The sequence below is a fragment of the Rhodoferax sp. P2_H8_2 genome (assembly GCF_056403235.1).
In genome coordinates this window covers 22541-42278 of the sequence record NZ_JBFUFW010000008.1, presented here as the reverse complement: position 1 = coordinate 42278, position 19738 = coordinate 22541, and the positions used below count along the sequence as shown (strand labels likewise).

Annotated in this window: 22 protein-coding genes; 14 read left to right on the top strand and 8 right to left on the bottom strand. The window is 60.1% G+C overall.

What is annotated here, in order from left to right; genetic code table 11:
• Window positions 1-4: 4 nt before the first annotated feature.
• Window positions 5-961 carry a LysR substrate-binding domain-containing protein gene (locus AC1DV6_RS14280; RefSeq protein ID WP_477978478.1) on the top strand — a complete coding sequence of 319 codons (957 nt, stop codon included), beginning with the start codon at window positions 5-7 and terminating at the stop codon, window positions 959-961.
• A 69-nt stretch (window positions 962-1030) separates the two neighbouring features.
• Entirely contained in the window at window positions 1031-1885 is an 855-nt protein-coding gene (gene ubiA / locus AC1DV6_RS14275) for a 4-hydroxybenzoate octaprenyltransferase (RefSeq protein WP_477978476.1), read from the top strand.
• Window positions 1886-1927: 42 nt separating this feature from the next.
• Here ubiA and AC1DV6_RS14270 read toward each other — a convergent pair whose 3' ends face one another.
• Window positions 1928-2236 (bottom strand): hypothetical protein, encoded by a 309-nt coding sequence (locus AC1DV6_RS14270; RefSeq protein WP_477978474.1) that lies wholly within the window; start codon window positions 2234-2236, stop codon window positions 1928-1930.
• Between the two features lie 143 nt (window positions 2237-2379).
• On the opposite strand from AC1DV6_RS14270, the gene argS reads away from it, so the two are divergent.
• From argS to AC1DV6_RS14225, 9 genes are all read left to right on the top strand, one after another.
• Window positions 2380-4065, top strand: coding sequence for an arginine--tRNA ligase (argS, locus tag AC1DV6_RS14265; protein ID WP_477978472.1), 1686 nt, complete (start codon window positions 2380-2382; stop codon window positions 4063-4065).
• A 67-nt stretch (window positions 4066-4132) separates the two neighbouring features.
• Window positions 4133-4783 carry an SPOR domain-containing protein gene (locus AC1DV6_RS14260; RefSeq protein WP_477978470.1) on the top strand — a complete coding sequence of 217 codons (651 nt, stop codon included), beginning with the start codon at window positions 4133-4135 and terminating at the stop codon, window positions 4781-4783.
• A gap of 61 nt (window positions 4784-4844) precedes the next feature.
• Window positions 4845-5498 carry a thiol:disulfide interchange protein DsbA/DsbL gene (locus AC1DV6_RS14255; protein WP_477978468.1) on the top strand — a complete coding sequence of 218 codons (654 nt, stop codon included), beginning with the start codon at window positions 4845-4847 and terminating at the stop codon, window positions 5496-5498.
• Window positions 5499-5563: 65 nt separating this feature from the next.
• Complete coding sequence (locus tag AC1DV6_RS14250) at window positions 5564-6496, top strand: exopolyphosphatase (RefSeq protein ID WP_477978466.1); 933 nt, start codon at window positions 5564-5566, stop codon at window positions 6494-6496.
• 113 nt (window positions 6497-6609) lie between these two features.
• Window positions 6610-7233 carry a lipopolysaccharide transport periplasmic protein LptA gene (gene lptA, locus AC1DV6_RS14245; protein ID WP_477978464.1) on the top strand — a complete coding sequence of 208 codons (624 nt, stop codon included), beginning with the start codon at window positions 6610-6612 and terminating at the stop codon, window positions 7231-7233.
• The gene (lptB, locus tag AC1DV6_RS14240; protein WP_477978462.1) at window positions 7230-8024 is read left to right on the top strand and encodes an LPS export ABC transporter ATP-binding protein; all 795 of its coding nucleotides are present in this window, start codon (window positions 7230-7232) and stop codon (window positions 8022-8024) included. The genes lptA and lptB overlap by 4 nt, the downstream gene beginning before the upstream one ends.
• Window positions 8024-9610 (top strand): RNA polymerase factor sigma-54, encoded by a 1587-nt coding sequence (gene rpoN, locus AC1DV6_RS14235; protein WP_477978460.1) that lies wholly within the window; start codon window positions 8024-8026, stop codon window positions 9608-9610. The genes lptB and rpoN overlap by 1 nt, the downstream gene beginning before the upstream one ends.
• Window positions 9607-10866, top strand: coding sequence for a THUMP domain-containing class I SAM-dependent RNA methyltransferase (locus tag AC1DV6_RS14230; protein ID WP_477978724.1), 1260 nt, complete (start codon window positions 9607-9609; stop codon window positions 10864-10866). Before rpoN ends, AC1DV6_RS14230 begins: the two co-directional genes overlap by 4 nt.
• Window positions 10863-11264 carry a putative toxin-antitoxin system toxin component, PIN family gene (locus AC1DV6_RS14225; protein ID WP_477978458.1) on the top strand — a complete coding sequence of 134 codons (402 nt, stop codon included), beginning with the start codon at window positions 10863-10865 and terminating at the stop codon, window positions 11262-11264. The genes AC1DV6_RS14230 and AC1DV6_RS14225 overlap by 4 nt, the downstream gene beginning before the upstream one ends.
• 28 nt (window positions 11265-11292) lie before the next feature.
• On the opposite strand, the gene AC1DV6_RS14220 is transcribed toward AC1DV6_RS14225, so the two are convergent.
• Window positions 11293-12942 (bottom strand): FMN-binding glutamate synthase family protein, encoded by a 1650-nt coding sequence (locus tag AC1DV6_RS14220; protein ID WP_477978456.1) that lies wholly within the window; start codon window positions 12940-12942, stop codon window positions 11293-11295.
• 57 nt (window positions 12943-12999) lie between these two features.
• On the opposite strand from AC1DV6_RS14220, the gene AC1DV6_RS14215 reads away from it, so the two are divergent.
• Together AC1DV6_RS14215 and AC1DV6_RS14210 are read left to right on the top strand one after the other, a co-directional pair.
• Window positions 13000-13809, top strand: a complete 810-nt coding sequence (locus AC1DV6_RS14215) for a UPF0149 family protein (protein WP_477978454.1) — start codon at window positions 13000-13002, stop codon at window positions 13807-13809.
• 25 nt (window positions 13810-13834) lie between these two features.
• Window positions 13835-14665, top strand: a complete 831-nt coding sequence (locus AC1DV6_RS14210; protein ID WP_477978452.1) for a 2OG-Fe(II) oxygenase — start codon at window positions 13835-13837, stop codon at window positions 14663-14665.
• 4 nt (window positions 14666-14669) lie between these two features.
• Here AC1DV6_RS14210 and AC1DV6_RS14205 read toward each other — a convergent pair whose 3' ends face one another.
• Window positions 14670-15158: a nuclear transport factor 2 family protein gene (locus AC1DV6_RS14205; RefSeq protein WP_477978450.1), complete on the bottom strand. Its 489-nt coding sequence runs from the start codon at window positions 15156-15158 to the stop codon at window positions 14670-14672.
• A gap of 212 nt (window positions 15159-15370) precedes the next feature.
• Here AC1DV6_RS14205 and AC1DV6_RS14200 point away from each other — a divergent pair, with 212 nt between their 5' ends.
• Window positions 15371-16069: a substrate-binding periplasmic protein gene (locus AC1DV6_RS14200; RefSeq protein ID WP_477978448.1), complete on the top strand. Its 699-nt coding sequence runs from the start codon at window positions 15371-15373 to the stop codon at window positions 16067-16069.
• Here AC1DV6_RS14200 and AC1DV6_RS14195 read toward each other — a convergent pair.
• The 5 genes from AC1DV6_RS14195 to AC1DV6_RS14175 all read right to left on the bottom strand — a co-directional run bounded on the left by AC1DV6_RS14195 (window position 16066) and on the right by AC1DV6_RS14175 (window position 19731).
• Window positions 16066-16572 carry a CinA family protein gene (locus tag AC1DV6_RS14195; protein ID WP_477978446.1) on the bottom strand — a complete coding sequence of 169 codons (507 nt, stop codon included), beginning with the start codon at window positions 16570-16572 and terminating at the stop codon, window positions 16066-16068. The two genes, AC1DV6_RS14200 and AC1DV6_RS14195, sit on opposite strands and share 4 nt — an antisense overlap.
• Window positions 16573-16581: 9 nt before the next feature.
• Window positions 16582-17163, bottom strand: a complete 582-nt coding sequence (locus AC1DV6_RS14190) for a phosphatidylglycerophosphatase A family protein (RefSeq protein WP_477978444.1) — start codon at window positions 17161-17163, stop codon at window positions 16582-16584.
• Between the two features lie 14 nt (window positions 17164-17177).
• Complete coding sequence (locus tag AC1DV6_RS14185) at window positions 17178-18437, bottom strand: WD40/YVTN/BNR-like repeat-containing protein (protein WP_477978442.1); 1260 nt, start codon at window positions 18435-18437, stop codon at window positions 17178-17180.
• Between the two features lie 140 nt (window positions 18438-18577).
• Window positions 18578-19048: an SRPBCC domain-containing protein gene (locus tag AC1DV6_RS14180; RefSeq protein WP_477978440.1), complete on the bottom strand. Its 471-nt coding sequence runs from the start codon at window positions 19046-19048 to the stop codon at window positions 18578-18580.
• A gap of 20 nt (window positions 19049-19068) precedes the next feature.
• Complete coding sequence (locus AC1DV6_RS14175; protein ID WP_477978438.1) at window positions 19069-19731, bottom strand: glutathione S-transferase family protein; 663 nt, start codon at window positions 19729-19731, stop codon at window positions 19069-19071.
• Window positions 19732-19738: the final 7 nt, after the last annotated feature.

Here is a 19738-nt window from a genome sequence, read left to right as displayed (position 1 = left end):
CGGCATGACCCTGACGGAACTCAAATACATTGTGGCGGTCGCGCGGGAGCGGCACTTCGGCAAAGCGGCCGAGGCTTGCTACGTGTCGCAGCCCACGCTGTCGGTGGCCGTCAAGAAGCTGGAAGAGGAGCTGGACGTCAAGCTCTTCGAGCGCAGCGCCAACGAAGTCACGGTCACGCCGTTGGGTGAAGAGATCGTCCGCCAGGCGCAAAGCGTGTTGGAGCAGGCGGCCAATATCAAGGACATCGCCAAGCGTGGCAAAGACCCGCTGGCCGGCTCGTTGAAGCTGGGTGTCATCTACACGATCGCACCGTACCTGTTGCCGGATCTTGTACGTCAGGTGATTACTCACAGTCCGCAGATGCCTTTGATGTTGCAGGAAAACTTTACCGTCAAATTGCTGGACATGCTGCGCACCGGCGAAATCGATTGCGCGATTCTGGCGGAGCCTTTTCCGGACACCGGCCTCGCGATTGCGCAGCTGTACGACGAGCCGTTTTTTGCCGCCGTGCCCACAAGCCATGCACTGGCCAAACAAGACAGCGTGACCACCGAAGAGCTGAAGAAGGAAACCATGCTGCTGCTGGGCAACGGCCATTGTTTTCGCGACCACGTTCTGGAGGTATGCCCCGAGTTCGCGCGCTTCTCCAGCGACACCGAAGGCATACGCAAGAGTTTTGAGGGCTCGTCACTAGAGACCATCAAGCACATGGTGGCCGCGGGCATGGGCATCACACTGGTGCCGCGCCTGAGTGTGCCCAAGGATGCGATGACCTCCAAGAAGCGCCGAGGCGATGAACCGTTTGTGAAATACCTGCCGGTGCAGGACGGCAAGTTGCCTCCGCCCACACGCCGCATCGTGCTGGCATGGCGGCGCAGCTTTACGCGTTACGAAGCCATCGCCGCACTGCGCAACGCGATCTATGCCTGCGAACTCCCCGGAGTTACTCGCCTTTCGTAATTTGGAGCCAAATCGGCCTCTGAAGCCCGCAGAATGTGCGTAAGCAGCTACAAAAATAATAGCAACTTCATGGCTGAAAGAATTTCCCTGTACCTCGATCTGATCCGTTGGAACCGCCCAGCGGGCTGGCTGCTACTGCTCTGGCCCACGCTCAGTGCGCTGTGGCTTGCCAGCGGCGGTTTCCCGGGGTGGCATCTGCTGACCGTGTTCACACTTGGCACGATCCTGATGCGCAGCGCTGGTTGCTGCATCAACGACGTGGCCGACCGCGCGTTTGACCGCCATGTGAAACGGACTGCGCAACGCCCCGTGACCAGCGGCGCGGTGTCGGTGCGTGAGGCATTGGCCGTTGGCGCGGTGTTGGCCCTGCTCGCCTTTGGCCTGGTGTTGACGACAGACCGTCTGGTGGTGATGTGGTCGGTCGCGGCGCTGGCAGTGACGCTGGCATATCCCTATGCGAAGCGCTATTTGTCCATGCCGCAGGCGGTGTTGGGTGTGGCGTTCAGCTTTGGCGTTCCGATGGCATTTGTCGCGGTGCAGCACAGCGTGCCGCTGTACGCATGGGGCTTGTGGCTGGGCAACCTCTTTTGGGTGCTGGCCTACGACACCGAGTACGCAATGGTGGACCGTGATGATGATTTGAAGATCGGCATCAAGACCTCGGCCATTACTTTGGGGCGCTGGGATGTGACAGCGATCTTGTTGTTTTATGGCGTGTATCTGACGCTGTGGGCCGCGGTTCTGTTGCATGTGGTGCCCTCGTCCCAGTGGTGGCTGGGCTGGGCTGCAGCTGTGGCCCAAGTGGTTTGGCATGCTGGCCTAATTTGGAAACGTTCGCGCGATGGGTGTTTCCGAGCTTTTCGGGCCAACCACTGGTTGGGCTTTACGTTGTTTCTTGGACTGGTACTGGCGCAACAGGCATAAAAAAAGCCCGCGGTGACGCGGGCTTCGCAGAGGCATGTGCCTTTACTTCGCGTCGGCCATGCACTTCTTGATGTGCGCAGTTTTGGCGGCGCCATGCAGCTTCTTGTCGGCAGCTGACTTGTCGCATGCGGGGCTGGCGGCGACGGCGGCTGAAGCGGCGGCTGCGGGTGCATCGGCCTTCATGCATTCATCGCGTTTTTTCTTGTATTCGTCACCCTTCAGCCCTTTGGCTTCGGAGCTACAGGTAGCCAGCTTGCTCTTCTTGCCCGCAGCGGCCTTGTCGTCTGCCGCATGTGCGCTGCCAACTGCAAGGGCCAAGCCCATCACCATGAGAGAGATCAGTTTTTTCATAGCATTTCCTGTTGGTTGTGGCATTCCTGCCGAGGTGAAAATCCCGAATGAGATTCCAGCACATAACGCGCGTACTGGCAATGCGGCCGACCCGCAGAGCAGTAATACAGGGGTTGCTGCGGACCTGCCCGTAAAATCGCGGCATGCTGTCTGTCAAAAAAGAACTACTCGAGGCGCTGGCCTCCACCCTCGAAACTCTGTCGCCCGGTGCGGGCGAAAAAGCGGCCTTTGAATCCCCCAAAGTGGCGGCGCATGGCGATCTGGCCACTACGGCTGCGATGCAGCTGGCCAAACCGCTGAAACAAAACCCGCGACAACTGGCGGAAACGCTGCGTAGCAACCTGCTGGCGCACCCCGCGTTTCAGCGCTGGGTTGAAGCAATCGAGATTGCCGGCCCCGGCTTTATCAATTTCCGCCTCAAGCCCGAGGCCAAGCAGCAAGTGGTGCAGGAAGTTCTGACCCAGGCCACGCACTTTGGCGAACAACCGTCCAACGGTCAGCGCCTGCTGGTGGAGTTTGTGTCAGCCAACCCGACCGGACCGCTGCACGTGGGCCACGGCCGCCAGGCAGCGCTGGGAGACGCCATTTGCAGCCTGTTCCAGACCCAGGGCTGGAACGTGCACCGCGAGTTTTATTACAACGATGCTGGCGTGCAGATCAACACGCTGGCGACCAGCACGCACTTGCGTGCCCAGGGTTTCAAGCCAGGCGATGCCCAGTGGCCCAGTGGTGAGAACGCGCAGGCCTACAACGGGGACTACATCGCGGACATCGCCGCCGACTTCCTGGCCGGCAAGACCGTCAAATCCGATGACCGCGAATACACCGCCAGCGGCGACATCAACGATCTGGACGGCATGCGGCAGTTCGCCGTGGCCTATTTGCGCCACGAGCAGGATCTGGACCTGCAAGCCTTTGCGGTCAAGTTTGATCACTACTACCTGGAGTCCAGCCTCTACACCAGCGGCAAAGTGGACGATGCGGTGGCGCGCCTGCAAAAGTCTGGCAAGACCTATGAAAAAGACGGTGCGCTGTGGCTGCAGTCCACCGACTACGGCGATGACAAAGACCGTGTGATGCGCAAGCAGGACGGCAGCTACACCTACTTCGTGCCCGATGTGGCGTACCACATCGCCAAATGGGAGCGGGGTTTCACCAAGGTCATCAACATCCAGGGCACAGACCACCACGGCACCATTGCCCGGGTACGCGCAGGGCTGCAGGCGGCCAATGTCGGCATCCCGCTCGGCTATCCGGACTATGTGTTGCACACCATGGTGCGCGTGGTCAAAGGCGGTGAAGAGGTCAAGATTTCCAAGCGTGCGGGCAGCTACGTCACACTGCGCGACCTGATCGAATGGACCAGCAAGGACGCGGTGCGTTTCTTCCTGCTGTCGCGCAAGCCCGATACCGAATACACCTTCGACGTGGACTTGGCCGTTGCCAAGAACAACGACAACCCGGTTTACTACGTGCAGTACGCGCATGCGCGCATCTGCTCGGTGCTGGCGGCCTGGGGCGGTGATGCCGCACAGCTGAAGTCTGTCGACCTGAGCCCGCTGACCAGCCCGCAGGCGCTGTCCTTGATGCTGCTGCTGGCCAAGTTCCCGGAGATGCTGACGGCCGCCGCTGAGGGCTTTGCGCCACACGACGTGACCTTTTACCTTCGCGAACTGGCTGCGAGCTACCACAGCTATTACGATGCAGAACGCATCCTAGTGGACGACGAGCAGATCAAACTGGCACGCCTGGCCCTGGTCGCAGCGACGGCGCAGGTGCTGCACAATGGTTTGGCAGTGCTGGGCGTGAGTGCGCCGGCAAAAATGTAATAACTTGCGGGTCAGACCACTCGCGTAAGCGATGTGCTCTGAACCCAACTGATTGAGAAAGCAACGGATGAAATTGCAACGTGGTAATACCCTGGTGGGATTCATCGTCGGCGTGGTCGTAGGGCTCGCCGCCGCACTGGCGGTGGCCGTGTACGTGACCAAAGTCCCCGTCCCTTTCATGAACAAGGGCCAAAGCCGCTCCAGCGATCAGGACGAGGCTGAAGCCAAAAAGAACAAGGACTGGGATCCGAACGCGCCTTTGTACGGCAAGAACCCGGTCAAACCTCCGCCCGCACCGGTCCCTGAAGAGCCGGCCAAAACGGCTGGCAAGGCCGACGCCAAGGATGCTGGCAAAGCGCCGGCGAAACCAGAAGCAAAGGCCGATGCAAAAGCGGATGCCAAAGGCGAACTCAAGCCTGCGGTATCGGCAGATCCGCTGGGCGATCTGGCCAGAGCCAAGGCGGCTATCAACGAAGGCGATGCCTTCAGCTACTTTGTGCAAATTGGCGCCTTCCAGAAGCAGGAAGATGCTGAGGCCCACCGTGCCAAGCTATCCCTCAGCGGGATTGAGTCCAAAATTTCGGAGCGCGAACAATCGGGCAAGATGGTGTACCGTGTGCGCGTCGGGCCGTTTGACAAGAAAGACGACGGCGAGCGCGCCAAGGAAAAGCTGGAAAAAGCAGGGCTGGAAACGGCTTTGGTGCGCGTACAAAAGTAACTGTTTGCAGGGCAGATCATCAGCCCTGTTCCCAACTGCCTAGAGGATTGGAGCCAAGCGTATGAAACGTCGTGATTTTTCCGCCGTCGTTGCCGGCGCAGCTGCGCTGTCGTTGGCCAGCGGCGCTCTGGCGCAGGGCGGCAAACCAATAGCCGGAACGCACTATGCGGTCATCGATCCGAAGGCACCCGTAGATGCGCCGGCGGGCAAGATCGAGGTGGTGGAGTTCTTCTGGTACGACTGTCCCCACTGCAACGCGTTTGAGCCCATCCTGGATGCCTGGCTGAAACGTTTACCCAACGACATTGCGTTCCGTCGGGCTCCTGCAGCTTTCGATGACAGCTTTGTCCCACTGCAACGCCTGTATTACGCGCTGGAAGAGATGGGGCTGATCGACAAGCTGCACGCCAAAGTGTTTTCTGCGATTCATCGCGAACGAAGTCTGCCCATCCGATCCAAAGGGGAAGCCATCGCCGAGTGGGTGTCCAGGCAAGGCGTGGACAAGGCCAAATTTGTCGAGCAGTACAACTCCTTCACGGTAGCGGCCAAGGCCAGCCGCGCAACGCAGCTGCAAAACGCTTACAAGCTCGAAGGCGTACCCGCCCTCGGGGTGGCTGGACGTTTCCTGACCGATGGCCCCATGGCTGGCAATATGGACAGGGCGCTGCTGGTGGTGGAGTCGCTGGTGGCGGATCTGCGCGCCGCGCGCGCGTAAGTTTCCTGAAGGCCTGCTGTTGCGGGCTAGAATAATTCGCACAACATTACAACGGAGCAGGCGCCATGGCCCATGAGAAATACCGACTGGTAACCCGCAGTGACTTTGACGGCTTGGTCTGCGCAGTGCTGCTCAATGAGATGGACTTGATCGATGACATCAAGTTTGTGCACCCCAAAGATATGCAGGATGGCAAGGTGGACGTGTCGGACCGCGACATCACCACCAATCTGCCCTATGTACCTGGCGTGCATCTGGCGTTTGACCACCACGCATCTGAAACCGTACGCAATACCGGCGAGCGCCCCAATCACATCATCCATCCGGACGTGCCATCGGCCGCCCGCGTGGTGTTTGACCACTACGGTGGTTTCTCCAAGTTCCCGCAACGCTTCGAAGCCATGATGGACGCGGTGGACAAAGGTGACTCTGCCCAGTTTGATCGCGACGAAATTCTGGAGCCCACCGACTGGGTACTGCTGAACTTCCTGATGGACTCCCGTACCGGCTTGGGCCGTTTCCGCGAGTTCCGCGTCAGCAACTACCAGTTGATGATGGATTTGATCCAGTATTGCCGCAACCACAGCATCGACGAAATACTGCAATTGCCCGACGTGATCGAGCGGGTGGATCTGTATTTTGACCACACCGCCCAGGCCCGCGACCAAATTGAACGCTGCGCCAAGGTCTACAAGAATCTGGTGGTGCTGGACCTGCGCAACGAGGAAACCATCTATGCGGTGAATCGTTTCATGATTTACGCGATGTTCCCCGAGACCAATATCTCCATCCACGCGATGTGGGGTGTGCAGAAGCAGAACACGGTGTATGCCACCGGTAAGTCCATTCTGAACCGCTCGTCCAAGACCAATATCGGTGAACTGATGTTGTCGTATGGCGGTGGCGGCCACGAAAATGCAGGTACCTGCCAGATCGACAACGACAAAGCTGACGCTGTTTTGCAGCAACTGATCACCAAAATCAACGCAGACGGCTAGCCCGTTCGGACGGTCCGCGCAAAATCTTTGCGCGCCAGGCACGACAAAGCTCCGGGAATACCCGGGGCGCTCGTTACAATGGGACATCGCCCAAGAGCAAGTTTCGTGCCTTTATGAAAAACAACCCCTTTCGTACGCTGGTTCTGGTTGCCTTGATGGCGGCCAGCGGCTGGGCATGGGCCGACAAGGCCGACCGCAACAAGCCGATGAATATCGAGGCAGATTCCCTGCGCTACGACGATGTGCGGCAGATCAGTATTGCTACTGGTCGGGTGGTCATTACCAAGGGCAGCATCGTGATGCGCGGCGCGAAGATTGAGGTTCGCCAGGACCCCGAAGGTTACCAATACGGCGTAGTCACCAGCGGGGCGGATGCCCGGGCCTTCTTCCGGCAAAAGCGCGACACCGTGGACGAATTCATTGAGGGCGAGGGTGACACCATTGAGTACGACGGCAAGGCCGACACCGTGCGCTTTGTCCAGAAAGCCCAGTTGCGCCGTTTGCGTGGCAGTGCGTTGGCAGACGAAATCACGGGCGCTGTCATCGTCTACGAAAACCTGACCGATCGGTTCACGGTGGACGGCAACGCTGGCAAGACCGCCACGGGTGCGCCCGCGGGCCGTGTACGTGCCGTGCTGACCCCCAAACAGGATGTAGCGCCAGCGACTGCACCTGCGGCATCTGCCCCCGGTCCGGCATTGCGCGCGACCACGACTTTGGGCGGAACTGCGCGGTGAGCACCGAACTGTTGGCGCCTGAGGCAAGCATTCCTTTTGCTGACTCCACGCAAGGCAAACTGGAAGCCCGCCATCTGCAAAAGTCGTACGGCAAACGGCTGGTGGTCAAGGATGTGTCTCTGGCGGTGCGCACTGGCGAGGTGGTTGGTCTGCTGGGCCCCAATGGTGCGGGCAAGACCACATCGTTCTACATGATCGTAGGCCTGCTGCGTGCCAGCGCAGGTGACATCACGATCGACGGTCAGTCGATCGAGCACATGCCCATCCACCGTCGCGCGCGCTTGGGGCTGGGCTATCTGCCGCAAGAGGCATCCATCTTTCGCAAGCTCAATGTCGAAGACAACGTGCGCGCTGTTCTGGAGTTGCAGCGTGACGAGAATGGTGAGCCGCTGAAGAAGCCGGAAATCGAAGCCCGCCTGACGTCGCTGTTGCAGGAGCTGCGTGTGGAGCATCTGCGTGAGTCGCCCTCGTTGGCCTTGTCCGGAGGTGAGCGCCGCCGCGTGGAGATTGCCCGCGCACTGGCAACCCGGCCGCGCTTCATCCTGCTGGACGAGCCGTTCGCGGGTATAGATCCAATCGCCGTGATCGAGATCCAGCGCATCATCAATTTCCTGAAGGCACGTGGCATCGGCGTGTTGATCACCGACCACAATGTGCGCGAGACGCTGGGCATCTGTGACCATGCCTACATCATCAGCGACGGCCACGTGCTGGCTGAGGGTACGCCCTCCGAGATCGTGAACAACGCCGATGTGCGCCGCGTGTATCTCGGTGAGCACTTCAAAATGTGATGAAGCAGGGCTTATCCCTACGCGTCTCCCAACACCTGGCGCTAACCCCCCAGCTACAACAGTCGATCCGGCTGCTGCAGCTTTCCACGCTGGAACTCAGCCAGGAAGTGGAGCAGATGCTGGACGAAAACCCGTTTCTGGAACTCACCGAAGAACGCGCCGAGCGCGAAGACTATGGGCTGGTGGCGGCGGATACGCCTGTCAGCACCGGAGACCGCGAATCTGAAGTTGCTGCTGATTTTGTAGCTGATTACGCTGGTGCGACGGGTGCTGACGGCAAAACAGACGACGACAGTGTGCCTTTGTCTGGCGATGATGGCATGGGTTGGGAGGGCGATGGCGGTACGGGTGTCGCCGCTGACGACAGCGAATGGGGTGGTGATGCTGCCCCGCGTACGAACAACCGGGACGAGGACGAAACGCAGGACGCCACGGCGTTGGCGCGCTCGCAGGAGAGCCTGCAAGCCCATCTGCACCGCCAGGCATTGCGTCTGCGCCTGTCAGAGGAAGACCGCGCCGCGCTGCGCTTCCTGATTGAATCGCTGAACGACGACGGCTACCTGGAAGACACACTGGAGAACCTGGCGCGCAGCCTGACGCCGGGCAGCGACGAGCAGTTGGACGACCTGGTGCATCACTTCCAGGTGGCGCTGGGCCTGCTGCACAGCCTGGAGCCGGTGGGCGTAGGCGCCCGTGATCTGGGCGAATGCCTGCGTTTGCAATTGCGCGCGCTGTTACTGGACAACGATTTCCCTGACGAGCGCGAAGTGCTGGAAGTGGGTTTGAAGATTTGCCGCCAGCCCATGGAGCTACTGGCGCGGCGCGATATCAAACGGCTGGTGCAATTGGGAGCGGGCAGCGACGCGCTGGTGCGCGAAGCGATTGCCCGCATTGCCCGGCTGGAGCCCAAGCCGGGGCGGCGCTTTGTCGACGTCGAGCGCAACGTCGTAATCCCCGACGTGTTGGTGGTGCAGGTCGGCAAGACGATTGGCGGCATGGGTCCGAAATTCCGGGTGCAGTTGAACCCGGATGTGATGCCGCGCCTCAAGGTGCATGACATTTACGCCAATGTGCTGCGCAACCACAAGGCCAGTTCCAGCCATGCGGGGCTGCAGCAGCGCCTGCAGGAAGCGCGCTGGTTTATCAAGAACATCCAGCAGCGCTTCGACACCATCTTGCGTGTCAGCACGGCGATTGTGGAGCGGCAAAAAAGCTTCTTTGTGCACGGCGAATTGGCGATGCGCCCACTGGTGCTGCGCGAGATTGCGGATGAATTGGGGCTGCACGAGTCAACGATCAGCCGCGTGACCACGGCCAAGTACATGGCAACGCCGTTTGGTACCTTTGAGTTGAAGTATTTCTTTGGTTCAGGGCTGGGCACCGAGTCCGGTGGCAATGCGTCCAGCACGGCCGTACGTGCGTTGATCAAGCAGTTCATCAGCGCCGAGAGCAGCAAGAAGCCTTTGAGCGACAACCAGATTTCCGAGATGCTCAAGGAGCAGGGCATTGAATGCGCCCGCCGCACCGTGGCCAAATACCGCGAGGGGCTGAAGATCGCTCCCGCATCTTTACGTAAGGCACTCTGATGCAACTCCAACTTTTCTTACCTTGTGCCGCCGGTGTCGAGGACCTGCTGGCCGCCGAAGTACACGCAGCGACAGGCCTGATGGGTGAAGACCTGCTGACGCGCCGCGGTGGCGTATTGGCGCGCGGCTCCTGGCGTGACGCGATGCTGCTGAACCTGCATAGCCGTCTGGCGCAGCGCGTGCTGGTGCAACTCTCGTATACCGAATACCGCAATGAGCAGGACCTGTACCGCGCCGCCAGCGAGGTGGCCTGGGAAATCTGGTTTACGCCCAAGCAAAGCATCAAGGTCGAAGTCACGTCGCAGCACAGCCCGCTGACCAGCCTGAACTTCGCTGCGCTGAAGATCAAGGATGCGGTCTGCGACCGCTTCCGCGACAAGGCCAACGGCGTGCGCCCCGATGTGAATACCCAGTGGCCCGACGTGCGCATCTATGCCCACCTGACCACCGACAGCTGTTCGCTGTACATCGACACCTCGGGCGAGCCACTGTTCAAGCGCGGCTGGCGCGAAGACAAGGGCGATGCGCCGCTGAAGGAAACCCTGGCCGCTGCGATGATCGCCGCCAGCGGCTGGGCAGATGGCGATGACGACTTGCTGCCGCTGTACGACCCCTGCTGTGGCAGCGGCACGATTGCGATTGAAGCGGCGCAGATTGCCTGCAATATTGCACCTGGATCGCTGCGTCGTTTTGCCTTTGAGAAATTTGTTCCGTTCCAGCCCCATGTCTGGTCTGCTATCAAATCAGAAGCCGCTGCCGCCGTCGTCAAGCCGGAGCCAGGCCAAAAGGCCCTAATTTACGGCAGCGATGTATCGCACCGCATGGTGGACTTTGCACAGCGCAACGCCGAGCGCGCGGGCGTGGCCGATGTGATCGAATTCCGCGGCGGTGATGCGCTGCAGCGCATGCCGCCGATCGAAGGTGGCGGCGTGATGGTGCTGAACCCGCCCTATGGTGAACGGATTGATGTCGGCGGCGTCGCTGGCGCAGCACACGAAGCGCGTTTTGGCGCGCGCGAAGCGGCAGTCACCGAAGACGGTGGCGAATTCTTCAGCCAGCTGGCGAGTCACTGGAAGAAAAATTACGCGGGCTGGACGGCGTGGATGCTGACACCGGACCTGAAGCTGCCCGGCAAGATGCGCCTCAAAGAGTCACGCCGTGTGCCGATGTGGAATGGGCCGATTGAATGTCGCCTGTTCAAATTCAGCATGGTGGCGGGCAAGATGGCGCCCAAGGGTGACGTGGCCAAACCGTGATTGTTCTGGACACCAATATCGTTCTGGATCTGTTTGTTTTTGAAGATCCGACGACCCACGCGTTATTGGCTGCCTTGCAGCAAGGCACTTTGCAATGGATTGCGACACCCGCCATGCGCGAAGAGCTGGAGCGGGTGCTGGCCTATCCACAGATCGTTAAAAGCCTGGCCTACCACCAGCGCAGTGCGATCCAAGTGCTGGCGCACTTTGACGCGCTGGTTGCCGCTCAGGCAGTTGCACCCAAAGCCAGTGTGACTTGCAAGGACGCCGATGACCAGAAGTTCATTGATCTGGCCGTGGCACACAAGGCCATGTTGTTGAGCAAGGATAACGCCGTGCTTTGCATGCAAAAAAGGCTTCTGGCGCTTGGTGTGCAAGCGCAAGTAGCTATGAAATAGATAGCGGCATGGCGCCTGGGTTTTGCACTTACGCAGCCAATCTTTGGGGTATGTCTGCCTGGAGCAGAAAGCTCTCAGCCGTAGCTTGCGGCCAGGTCAACCGGTAGATCGCCGGCAGGGCCTGCAAATCGCTTTCCAGCAGCGACCGGTCAGGCAACTGGGTCAGGATGGTTTGTGCCAGCGAACGTACTTTGTTATCGGAGCCGCGACGCACGATGTGGTGGGCGGTGATTTCGCTGGGGTGCTCTACGCCGGCAGCCTGCACCAGCTCCTGCAACGCATGCAGGGTCTGCTGGTGGAAGTTGTAGACGCGCACCGCCTTGTCTGGCACCACCAACGACTGCTGGCGCAGCGGGTCCTGTGTGGTCACACCGGTCGGGCAGTGGCCAGTGTGGCAGGTCTGCGCCTGCAGGCAGCCCAGTGCGAACATGAAGCCGCGCGCGCTGTTGCACCAGTCGGCGCCCAGCGCCATCATCCGGGCAATGTCGAATGCGCTGACCACCTTGCCAGCGCAGCCTACCTTCACCTGATCGCGCAGGCCGACGCCGCGCAGCGTGTTGTGCACCAGCAGGAGGCCCTCCTGCAGCGGTGAACCGACATGGTCGGTGAACTCCACCGGTGCCGCACCGGTACCGCCCTCGGCCCCGTCCACCACGATGAAGTCGGGCGTGATGCCGGTGACCAGCATTGCCTTGACCATCGCAAACCACTCCCACGGATGGCCTATGCATAGCTTGAAACCGGTGGGCTTGCCACCGGAGAGCGTGCGCAGCTTCTCGATGAACTGCATCATCTCCACCGGTGTGGAAAAGGCGCTGTGAGATGCCGGTGAAATACAGTCCACACCGACCGGTATACCGCGTGCGGCCGCAATTTCGGGCGTTACCTTGGCGCCGGGCAGCATGCCGCCGTGGCCCGGTTTGGCGCCCTGGCTGAGCTTCAGCTCAATCAGCTTCACTTGCGGGTCTGTCGCGTTCTCGGCGAACTTCTCGGCATTGAACGTGCCATCGTCGTTGCGGCAGCCAAAGTAGCCGGAGGCCACTTCCCAGATCAGATCGCCACCGTGCTTGCGGTGGTGCACCGAGATCGAGCCCTCGCCCGTGTCATGGGCAAAACCACCGCGCTTGGCGCCGGCATTGAGCGCCTGGATGGCGTTGGCGCTCAACGCGCCGAAGCTCATGGCCGATATATTGAATACGCTGGCGCTATACGGCTGCGCCCGTTGCGCGCCAATGGTGATGCGAAAGTCATGCGATGCCAGCTTGGTGGGGGCGACCGAATGGTTCATCCATTCATAGCCTTCGGCGTGCACATCGAGTTGGGTGCCAAACGGGCGCTTGTCCGGGTCGCCCTTGGCACGCTGGTAGACCAGCGAGCGCTGCGCGCGCGAGAACGGATTGGCTTCGGTATCGCTCTCGATGAAATACTGCCGGATCTCGGGCCGGATGAATTCCATCGTGAAACGCAGGTGCCCGATGATGGGGTAGTTGCGCAGGATGGAGCGCTTTTGCTGCCGTAGATCGTAGATGCCGATTGTGACCAACACCGCAAACAGCAAAAACGGCCCCACCCCTACGCCGAATGCCACCAGGCTGAAGATGCTCAGCAGCAAGGCAAAGCAGCTTAAACCCATCGCCGTATAGCGGATCGGGAACAGGTTATTCAGGGTGTGCAGCATGGACAGGTTTCCTCAGGGTACGTGACAATACCAGTCACTATCCTTTTTGCACAGCCCATGAACCCTAAATCCAGCCCGCCCACCCCGATCGAAGACAACGGCTCGGCGTTGAGTCCCGAAGAATTCGACCAGATTGACGCCATTCTTGACGAGATGCGCAGCCGCGCCGACGAAACCCCGCAATGGGAGTTTTGTGAAGGCTTCATGGCCGCGTTAGTGGTCAGCCGCCGTGTGATTCCTGTCGAGGAGTACCTGCCGGTGTTGCTGGACAGCGGCGACGCCGATGGCGAACTGGGCAGCTTTGCGAGCCAGGAGCAGCGGCAGGAGTTCATGGATCTGTGGGCGCGGCGCTGGAACGAGATCAGCGCTGCGCTGGACATCACCGTAGAAAGCCTGGACGACGAGCGTGCCTACCACCCGGAAGTGATGGACGTGCGCGGTGCAGTCGCGGCTCTGCCGGAGACCGAGCGCGCTGACATGGCGGGCGAGAACCTGCCTTCGTTCGCGCAAGTCTGGGCTTTGGGCTTTATGTATGCGGTCGAGAGCTGGCCAGATGAATGGGTGCCACCGCGCGACAAGCAGGCGCAAAAATGGCTGGACGCCAGTTTGCAGGCCATGGTCGCGTTGACCGAAGACGATACCGATCCGCCTACCTTGGCGGTGTTTGACGACGAAGGCATCCCCAGTGTCAGCCTGAAGCGTTTCAACGCGTTTGCCGATGCTGTGTGGGCGGTGTATGACTTGCGGGAAATGTGGCGCGGCATCGGCCCCCGTGTGGAAACCATCCGCAAGGAGGCAACACCGGGTCGCAATGACTTGTGCCACTGTGGCAGCGGCAAGAAGTTCAAGAAATGCCACGGGGCTTGAGTACTAAGCGGTGAGCAAGCACCCCTTGTCACTCGAGTGGCAACAGTGGATCCGGGACAACCTGGCGCGCGGTTGCACGGTGCCCAGCATGGTCGAGATGATGGTGCAGGCCGATTTCGAAGCGGGCTTTGCCGCAGCGTGCATTGCCCAAGTGCAAGAAGGGTCGATCGCCTCCGTCACCCAGACGGCGCAATATGTTTACGAAGCGCCGCGCTTTACGGTGCGCGGCAACGTGATTGCAACCGCCGACCGTGAAGTACACGTCAGCATGCGGCTGAGCAAACCCGTGATCGCAGTGTTGGACGATCTGTTCAGCATGGACGAGTGCGACGAGTTGATACGCCTGTCGCGCATCAAACTACAGCGCTCGACCATTGTCGACCCGACCACCGGACTTGAGACGGTGATTGCCGAACGCAGCAGTTACGGCACCTTCTTCAATGCCGGCGAGACCGGGTTCATCAGCCAGCTGGAAAACCGCATTGCAGTGGTGATGAACTGTCCGGCCGAGAACGGCGAAGGCCTGCAAATCCTGAACTACCAGGTCGGCGCCGAGTACAAACCGCACTTTGATTACTTTCCGCCGGGCGACCCCGGCAGCGCGGTGCATCTGGCCAAGGGCGGCCAGCGTGTCAGCACGCTGGTGATTTACCTGAACGATGTCGAGGGCGGAGGCGAAACCATGTTCCCGGACGTCGGACTGTCGGTCACGCCGAAGAAGGGCTCAGCGGTTTATTTTGAATACTGCAACAGCCTGGGCCAAACGGACCCCCTGTCGTTGCACAGTGGGGCCCCCGTGGTGACCGGAGAAAAGTGGATCGCCACCAAGTGGATGCGCCAGGGCCGCTACGGCTGAGGTGCTAAGGCTGACTCGCGAGGAATTTGTCCAGATTACCGCGTGCCGTGGCTTTGACCTTGTTGTGCAACATCGGCGTCCAGCCCATCAGCAGGCCCGGTGCACCCAGCGCCTGGCGCGACCAGCGCCAAAAATTGAAATGGTCCTTGTGCGTGGCAATCAGCCCTTCGGGTGTGAAGGTGAAATCCGCATCGATGATGTTGTGCACCAGGCGGCCCGTGGTGCTGAATTTGTAATGCGCCTCCCAATGTGCGTGCCCGGTTTGCGCATCCGCTGTGATGTCGCGGAACTCCAACTTCCAGTGCGCCAAGCCTTTGGCCCGGGTCGCAGCGGATAGCATGCGCCACATGCCGGCGGTTTCGCGCCGCCCCTGCAGCGTGAAAACCGGGTCACTGAAGGAGACATTCTCAGCGTAGCACTCGGCCATCGTGTCGGCGTCCAGCGCCGCAAAGGCGGTGTAGAAACGCTGCAGGGTTTGGGCATTGGGGTGCATGGTGCTCTTCCAAAAAAGAAATGGCTTGCAGGGTAATTCAAATCAACCGTTTGTGTAAATCAAGGCTGAAGTCCGGACTATGATACCGACAGACTCCATTAGAGAGGATTGTTGTGGCGCACCGTTGGCATTGGCGTTACTGGCTTCGCTTGGCATTCTTTTGCCTGGCGGGGTCGGGTATTTGCGCGGGCGTTTCCGCCGAAACTTTACGTTTGGCCACGGGTGAGTTACCGCCCTATGCGACCGAACAGCGCCCCGACCAAGGCATTGCACTGGACATCATCCGCCGTGCGTTTGCCAATGAGGGTATCGATGTCCAATATTTTTTCAAACCCTGGACACGCTCCCTGGAAGAAGCGCGTGACGGCAAATGGGATGGCACCGCATACTGGGGCCGCAACCCGACACGCGATGCGGGGTTTCTGATCAGCGACAACGTGCTGACCGAGCAATGGGTGTTTGTGTACCGGCGGGACGCATTGACGATGCGCCAGTTTGACTGGAAGCAGTTCACCGACTTGTCAGGCTTGCGTATTGGCGCTGCCAAATTCAACAGCTACACGCCCGAGTTTTGGGCATTGCAAAAAACTGGGGCGTTGAAGGTGGAATTTGCTGCGGACGATTTGAGCAATCTGCGTTTGTTGGTGGCGGGACGTCTGGACTTGGTTCCGTTGGAGCGCAATGTGGCGTGCTATCTGATGGCGGCGCATTTCCAGCCGGCCGAAGTGGCGATGCTGCGGGCCCATCCGAAGTTGTTAACTGACAACTTCACAACCCATTTGATGCTCAGCAAAACACTGCCGCAAAGTGCCGCCCGTATGGCGGCGTTCAATCATGGATTGAAGAAGTTGCAAAAATCACGGCATTACGGCGAAGTGTTACGCCAGCCGGGCTGCAGCCTGAACCGCTAGCCCCCCAGCAGATTAATCAGCTTGCGTAGGCTGTGCAGCGCTGTAGCGTTGCGCACTGCGCTGCGGTCGCCTGGGAAATGTTGCACTTCGCTGTGCAATCCCGACGGGGTGGCCCATGCGAACCACACGGTGCCGACGGGCTTGGACGCGCTGCCGCCAGTGGGTCCGGCAATCCCCGTCACCGCCAGCGCGACTTGCGCATGCGAATGCTCCACAGCGCCTGCAGCCATCGCGCGGGCCACCTCTTCGCTGACAGCGCCGTGCGTTTCAATCAGTGCGGGGTCCACACCCAACATCTCGGCCTTGGCGGCGTTGGAGTAGGTCACAAAACCCCGCTCCAACCAGGCGCTGGAGCCTGGCAGTTCAGTGCACAGGCTGGCAATCAGGCCACCCGTGCAGCTCTCTGCAGTGGCCAGTTGCCATTGTCTTTTCACAAACAAATCGGCCAGTAGAGCGCATGGAGATTGCGTAAGCAGCTCCTGAAACAATAGCGTATCGCTCATGCCATGGGCTTAAAAAGCAACCCGCCACAGGGCGATCACCAGGACCGTGCAGCCCGCTGCAACCAGATCATCCAGCATGATGCCAAAGCCCGCTTTGCGCCAGGCTTGGCGATCGGTGTGTGGGTCTACGCCATGGAACAAGGCGTCTGCCCAGCCCACCGGGCCGGGTTTGACTGCATCAAAAAAGCGGAACAGGCCAAACGCCAGCACTTGGCCGACCAAACCGGTGGGCATGATCAGCCACAGGACCAGCCAAAACGCGACGACTTCGTCCCAGACGATGCTGCCCGGGTCGAGTACGCCCATGTGTTTGGCCGTCAGGGTGCTGGACCACCAGCCGATGGGCAGACTGGCGGCAATCAGCCAACCCCATGCGGCATCCGTCATCCATGGAGACAGGGCAATGAACACCACCCAGGCCCACAGGGTTCCGGAGGTGCCAGGTGCAATGCGCGATAGCCCCGAGCCCGCGCCCAGCGCGATGAAGTGCGCTGGGTGGGAGAACAGGAAACGAACGGTGGGCCGCCCCATCGGGGCATTGGCCAGCGGCTCCGGGAAATCCGGGGCGGAAGTCAGCAGGGGCTCGTGCATGCTGACGGAGCGGCTTATTTGCTGGACAGATTGGTGCCTGCAGCGCCCGTAGTGGCGTACATAAAGGTACCACGCACCAGAGCCAGCAAATTGCTGGTGGTGCCGCTCGTCACTGCAGTCCATGTCACGGCATCGGTGCTGGTGAAAATTTTCCCGCCATTACCTACTGTGACGTATTGCGCGCCAAAAACCAGTGCATTCAGATTGCTTGCGCCGGGCAATACCTGGGCAGTCCAGGTGGTTGTGTCGGGACTGGTTAGAACGGTGCCGCCGTTGCCCACCAGAACATAGGCCAGGCCCGAAGTCGTAGTGACGCTTGTGCCATAGGCGAAGCCATGGAAATCGACGGTGGAGCCCGTGGCGACCGCCGTCCAGGTAAGTCCGTCGGTGCTCTTCACCAAAGTGCCGTTGGCGCCTGTTGCAAACCATACGCCGCCGGCAGTGGCAACTGCATACAGATCGTTGGTGGTGCCACTGGCAGTAGCGGGTGTCCAGGTCGTGCTGTCAGCGCTGGTGAGGATGGTGCCTCCCGCGCCCACTGCCACGCTGAGCGTTCCATTGTTGGCCGCGGCATACAGATTTTTGGTCGTTCCACTGGTTTTTGCGGTCCAGGTCACAGCGTCATTGCTGTACAGCACCGTGCCCGCATCGCCCACCGCCAAGTAATTGAGCGTGGTGGTCAACGTACTGCCGGAAACTACCGATGTGGCGAATTGCGTAGCGCCATTGAGCGTGTTGGTCGTGGGCGAAACGGCACTGGTCCATGTCGATGCATTGGTGCTGGACAAAATAGCCCCGCCTGTGCCAACGGCAACGTAAGTACCGCTGTATGTCAATCCACGCAAATCCTGCGCAGTTGCCGAAGTCCCCGCAGTCCATGTGGCGCCTGCCAGTCGGGGAGTTGCCGTCACTGTGGTCGCGGCAGGGCCGCCAGGGCCGCCTCCCGTGCGTCCGTTGACCGTGAATGAATAGCTGGCGTCGTTCGCCAGCCCAGTGACGACGGCGGGATTGGCTGAGTTGAGTATGACGTTGCCACCGAGCAAATTGAACCAACGGCTCATATTGGAGTTGTCTTTGGGCGCGTAAACAGTGGGTGCATAAAACAGCCAGTATTCAACGCCAGGGCTGGCGTCCCATGTCACTGTTACGGTCGACTCCGTTGCCACTGCCTTCAGGCCGGGAGGAGGGGGTGCCGAGCTGCCACCGCCGCAACCAAGAGTGATTGCCGCAGCAACCAACATGGAGGCGATGACTTTGAAAGATTGCAGACGCATGTTCAATTCCAGGAAAAAGTTCACGGGCTGCCCACAGATGGCCGCCCTTGCGCAGGCGCCCGTGGCGCCGCAAGGGGCTAATCATAGAGCAAGCGTGTGAAGTTGCCGCCCCGGAGCCGGTGGCGGGCTTTTGGGGTGGATCAGGCGTCGCCCAGAAAGGCATCCAGACGCGCCAGGGTCTGTTTACCGCCTTCGACAGCGCCAAATTCAGAGACCACAAAGTTGCGGTCTTCCACGCTGGGAAACACCATGCGGCCGGTAATGCGGGTGCCTCCCTCCACTGCCTCAAACGTCCAGGTGGCCACAAAATTGGTGCCTTTGCCATGTTCCTTGCCGCCGCCGAGTTTGTAGACGATGCGCTCGAATGGCAGCAGTTCCTGGAAAGTGCTTTTGTTTGGATAACGTGTGCCATCGGGGCCGACCATGGTGTGCTTCCAGTGGCCACCTACGCGCACGTCCATCTCTTCGATATGGGTGGAAAAACCTGTGGGCCCCCACCACTGCGCGACCTGCCGCGGATCGACAAAGGCATGCCACACCTGCTCCTGCGTGGCGCGCACGATACGGCTCAGCACAATTTCGTTGGGAGCTTCGGGGCGCTGGGTGTCCATAGTGGATTTGACGGTGTCGGTCAGAGAAAACGCGCTGGAATGGCGCTGTGAAATGGGTACATGGGGAAGTAGGGCTTGGCTTCGGTCAGCACACGCTGTACGGAGGGGCGTGCCATCAACTTGTCAAAGTAGGCACGCAAGTGCACATGCTGCTCAGGAAATGATTCCAGCGTGTGGGCGTAGAACAGCGCCGGAGCGGCGGCGCAATCGGCCATGCTGAAGTTCTGACCTGCGGCCCAGGCTGAAGACGCCAGGTGCGTATTGATCATTTCGTACGCGGTCTGCATGGTGGCCCTGGTATTGCCCATGTCCTGCTTGGCATCGCGAAAATGGTCCAACACGATGTTTTGCATCGGCTCGTGCACGTAGTTGTCGAAAACGCGATCCCACAGCCGTACCTGCAGGGCTTCGTTGAAGTCCGTGGGAATCAATCGCTGTAGGCCCGGGAAGAGCTGGTCCAGGTACTCGATGATGATGGACGACTCCGCCACATTGCGCTGGCGTTCGGGGTCATGGATCACCGGGAATTTGCAGAATGGCCACAGGGCTGCGAGCTCTGCGCGATCCTTCTGTGCACCGAGGTCAACGATACGTGCTTCAAACGCAATATTGTTCTCGTACAGGGCGATCAGAACCTTGTGGCAATAGGACGCCAAAGGGTGGTAGTACAGGGTCAATGGCATGGCTGGC

Coding starts and splice junctions, on each gene's coding strand:
- ubiA (WP_477978476.1), top strand. CDS start 1,031: ATGGCTGAAAGAATTTCCCTGTACCTCGATCTGATCCGTTGGAACCGC.
- AC1DV6_RS14180 (WP_477978440.1), bottom strand. CDS start 19,048: ATGGACACCCAGCGCCCCGAAGCTCCCAACGAAATTGTGCTGAGCCGT.
- AC1DV6_RS14190 (WP_477978444.1), bottom strand. CDS start 17,163: ATGCACGAGCCCCTGCTGACTTCCGCCCCGGATTTCCCGGAGCCGCTG.
- AC1DV6_RS14255 (WP_477978468.1), top strand. CDS start 4,845: ATGAAACGTCGTGATTTTTCCGCCGTCGTTGCCGGCGCAGCTGCGCTG.
- AC1DV6_RS14195 (WP_477978446.1), bottom strand. CDS start 16,572: ATGAGCGATACGCTATTGTTTCAGGAGCTGCTTACGCAATCTCCATGC.
- lptA (WP_477978464.1), top strand. CDS start 6,610: ATGAAAAACAACCCCTTTCGTACGCTGGTTCTGGTTGCCTTGATGGCG.
- AC1DV6_RS14270 (WP_477978474.1), bottom strand. CDS start 2,236: ATGAAAAAACTGATCTCTCTCATGGTGATGGGCTTGGCCCTTGCAGTT.
- AC1DV6_RS14215 (WP_477978454.1), top strand. CDS start 13,000: ATGAACCCTAAATCCAGCCCGCCCACCCCGATCGAAGACAACGGCTCG.
- AC1DV6_RS14205 (WP_477978450.1), bottom strand. CDS start 15,158: ATGCACCCCAATGCCCAAACCCTGCAGCGTTTCTACACCGCCTTTGCG.
- AC1DV6_RS14250 (WP_477978466.1), top strand. CDS start 5,564: ATGGCCCATGAGAAATACCGACTGGTAACCCGCAGTGACTTTGACGGC.
- AC1DV6_RS14260 (WP_477978470.1), top strand. CDS start 4,133: ATGAAATTGCAACGTGGTAATACCCTGGTGGGATTCATCGTCGGCGTG.
- AC1DV6_RS14280 (WP_477978478.1), top strand. CDS start 5: ATGACCCTGACGGAACTCAAATACATTGTGGCGGTCGCGCGGGAGCGG.
- AC1DV6_RS14220 (WP_477978456.1), bottom strand. CDS start 12,942: ATGCTGCACACCCTGAATAACCTGTTCCCGATCCGCTATACGGCGATG.
- rpoN (WP_477978460.1), top strand. CDS start 8,024: ATGAAGCAGGGCTTATCCCTACGCGTCTCCCAACACCTGGCGCTAACC.
- argS (WP_477978472.1), top strand. CDS start 2,380: ATGCTGTCTGTCAAAAAAGAACTACTCGAGGCGCTGGCCTCCACCCTC.
- AC1DV6_RS14175 (WP_477978438.1), bottom strand. CDS start 19,731: ATGCCATTGACCCTGTACTACCACCCTTTGGCGTCCTATTGCCACAAG.
- AC1DV6_RS14185 (WP_477978442.1), bottom strand. CDS start 18,437: ATGCGTCTGCAATCTTTCAAAGTCATCGCCTCCATGTTGGTTGCTGCG.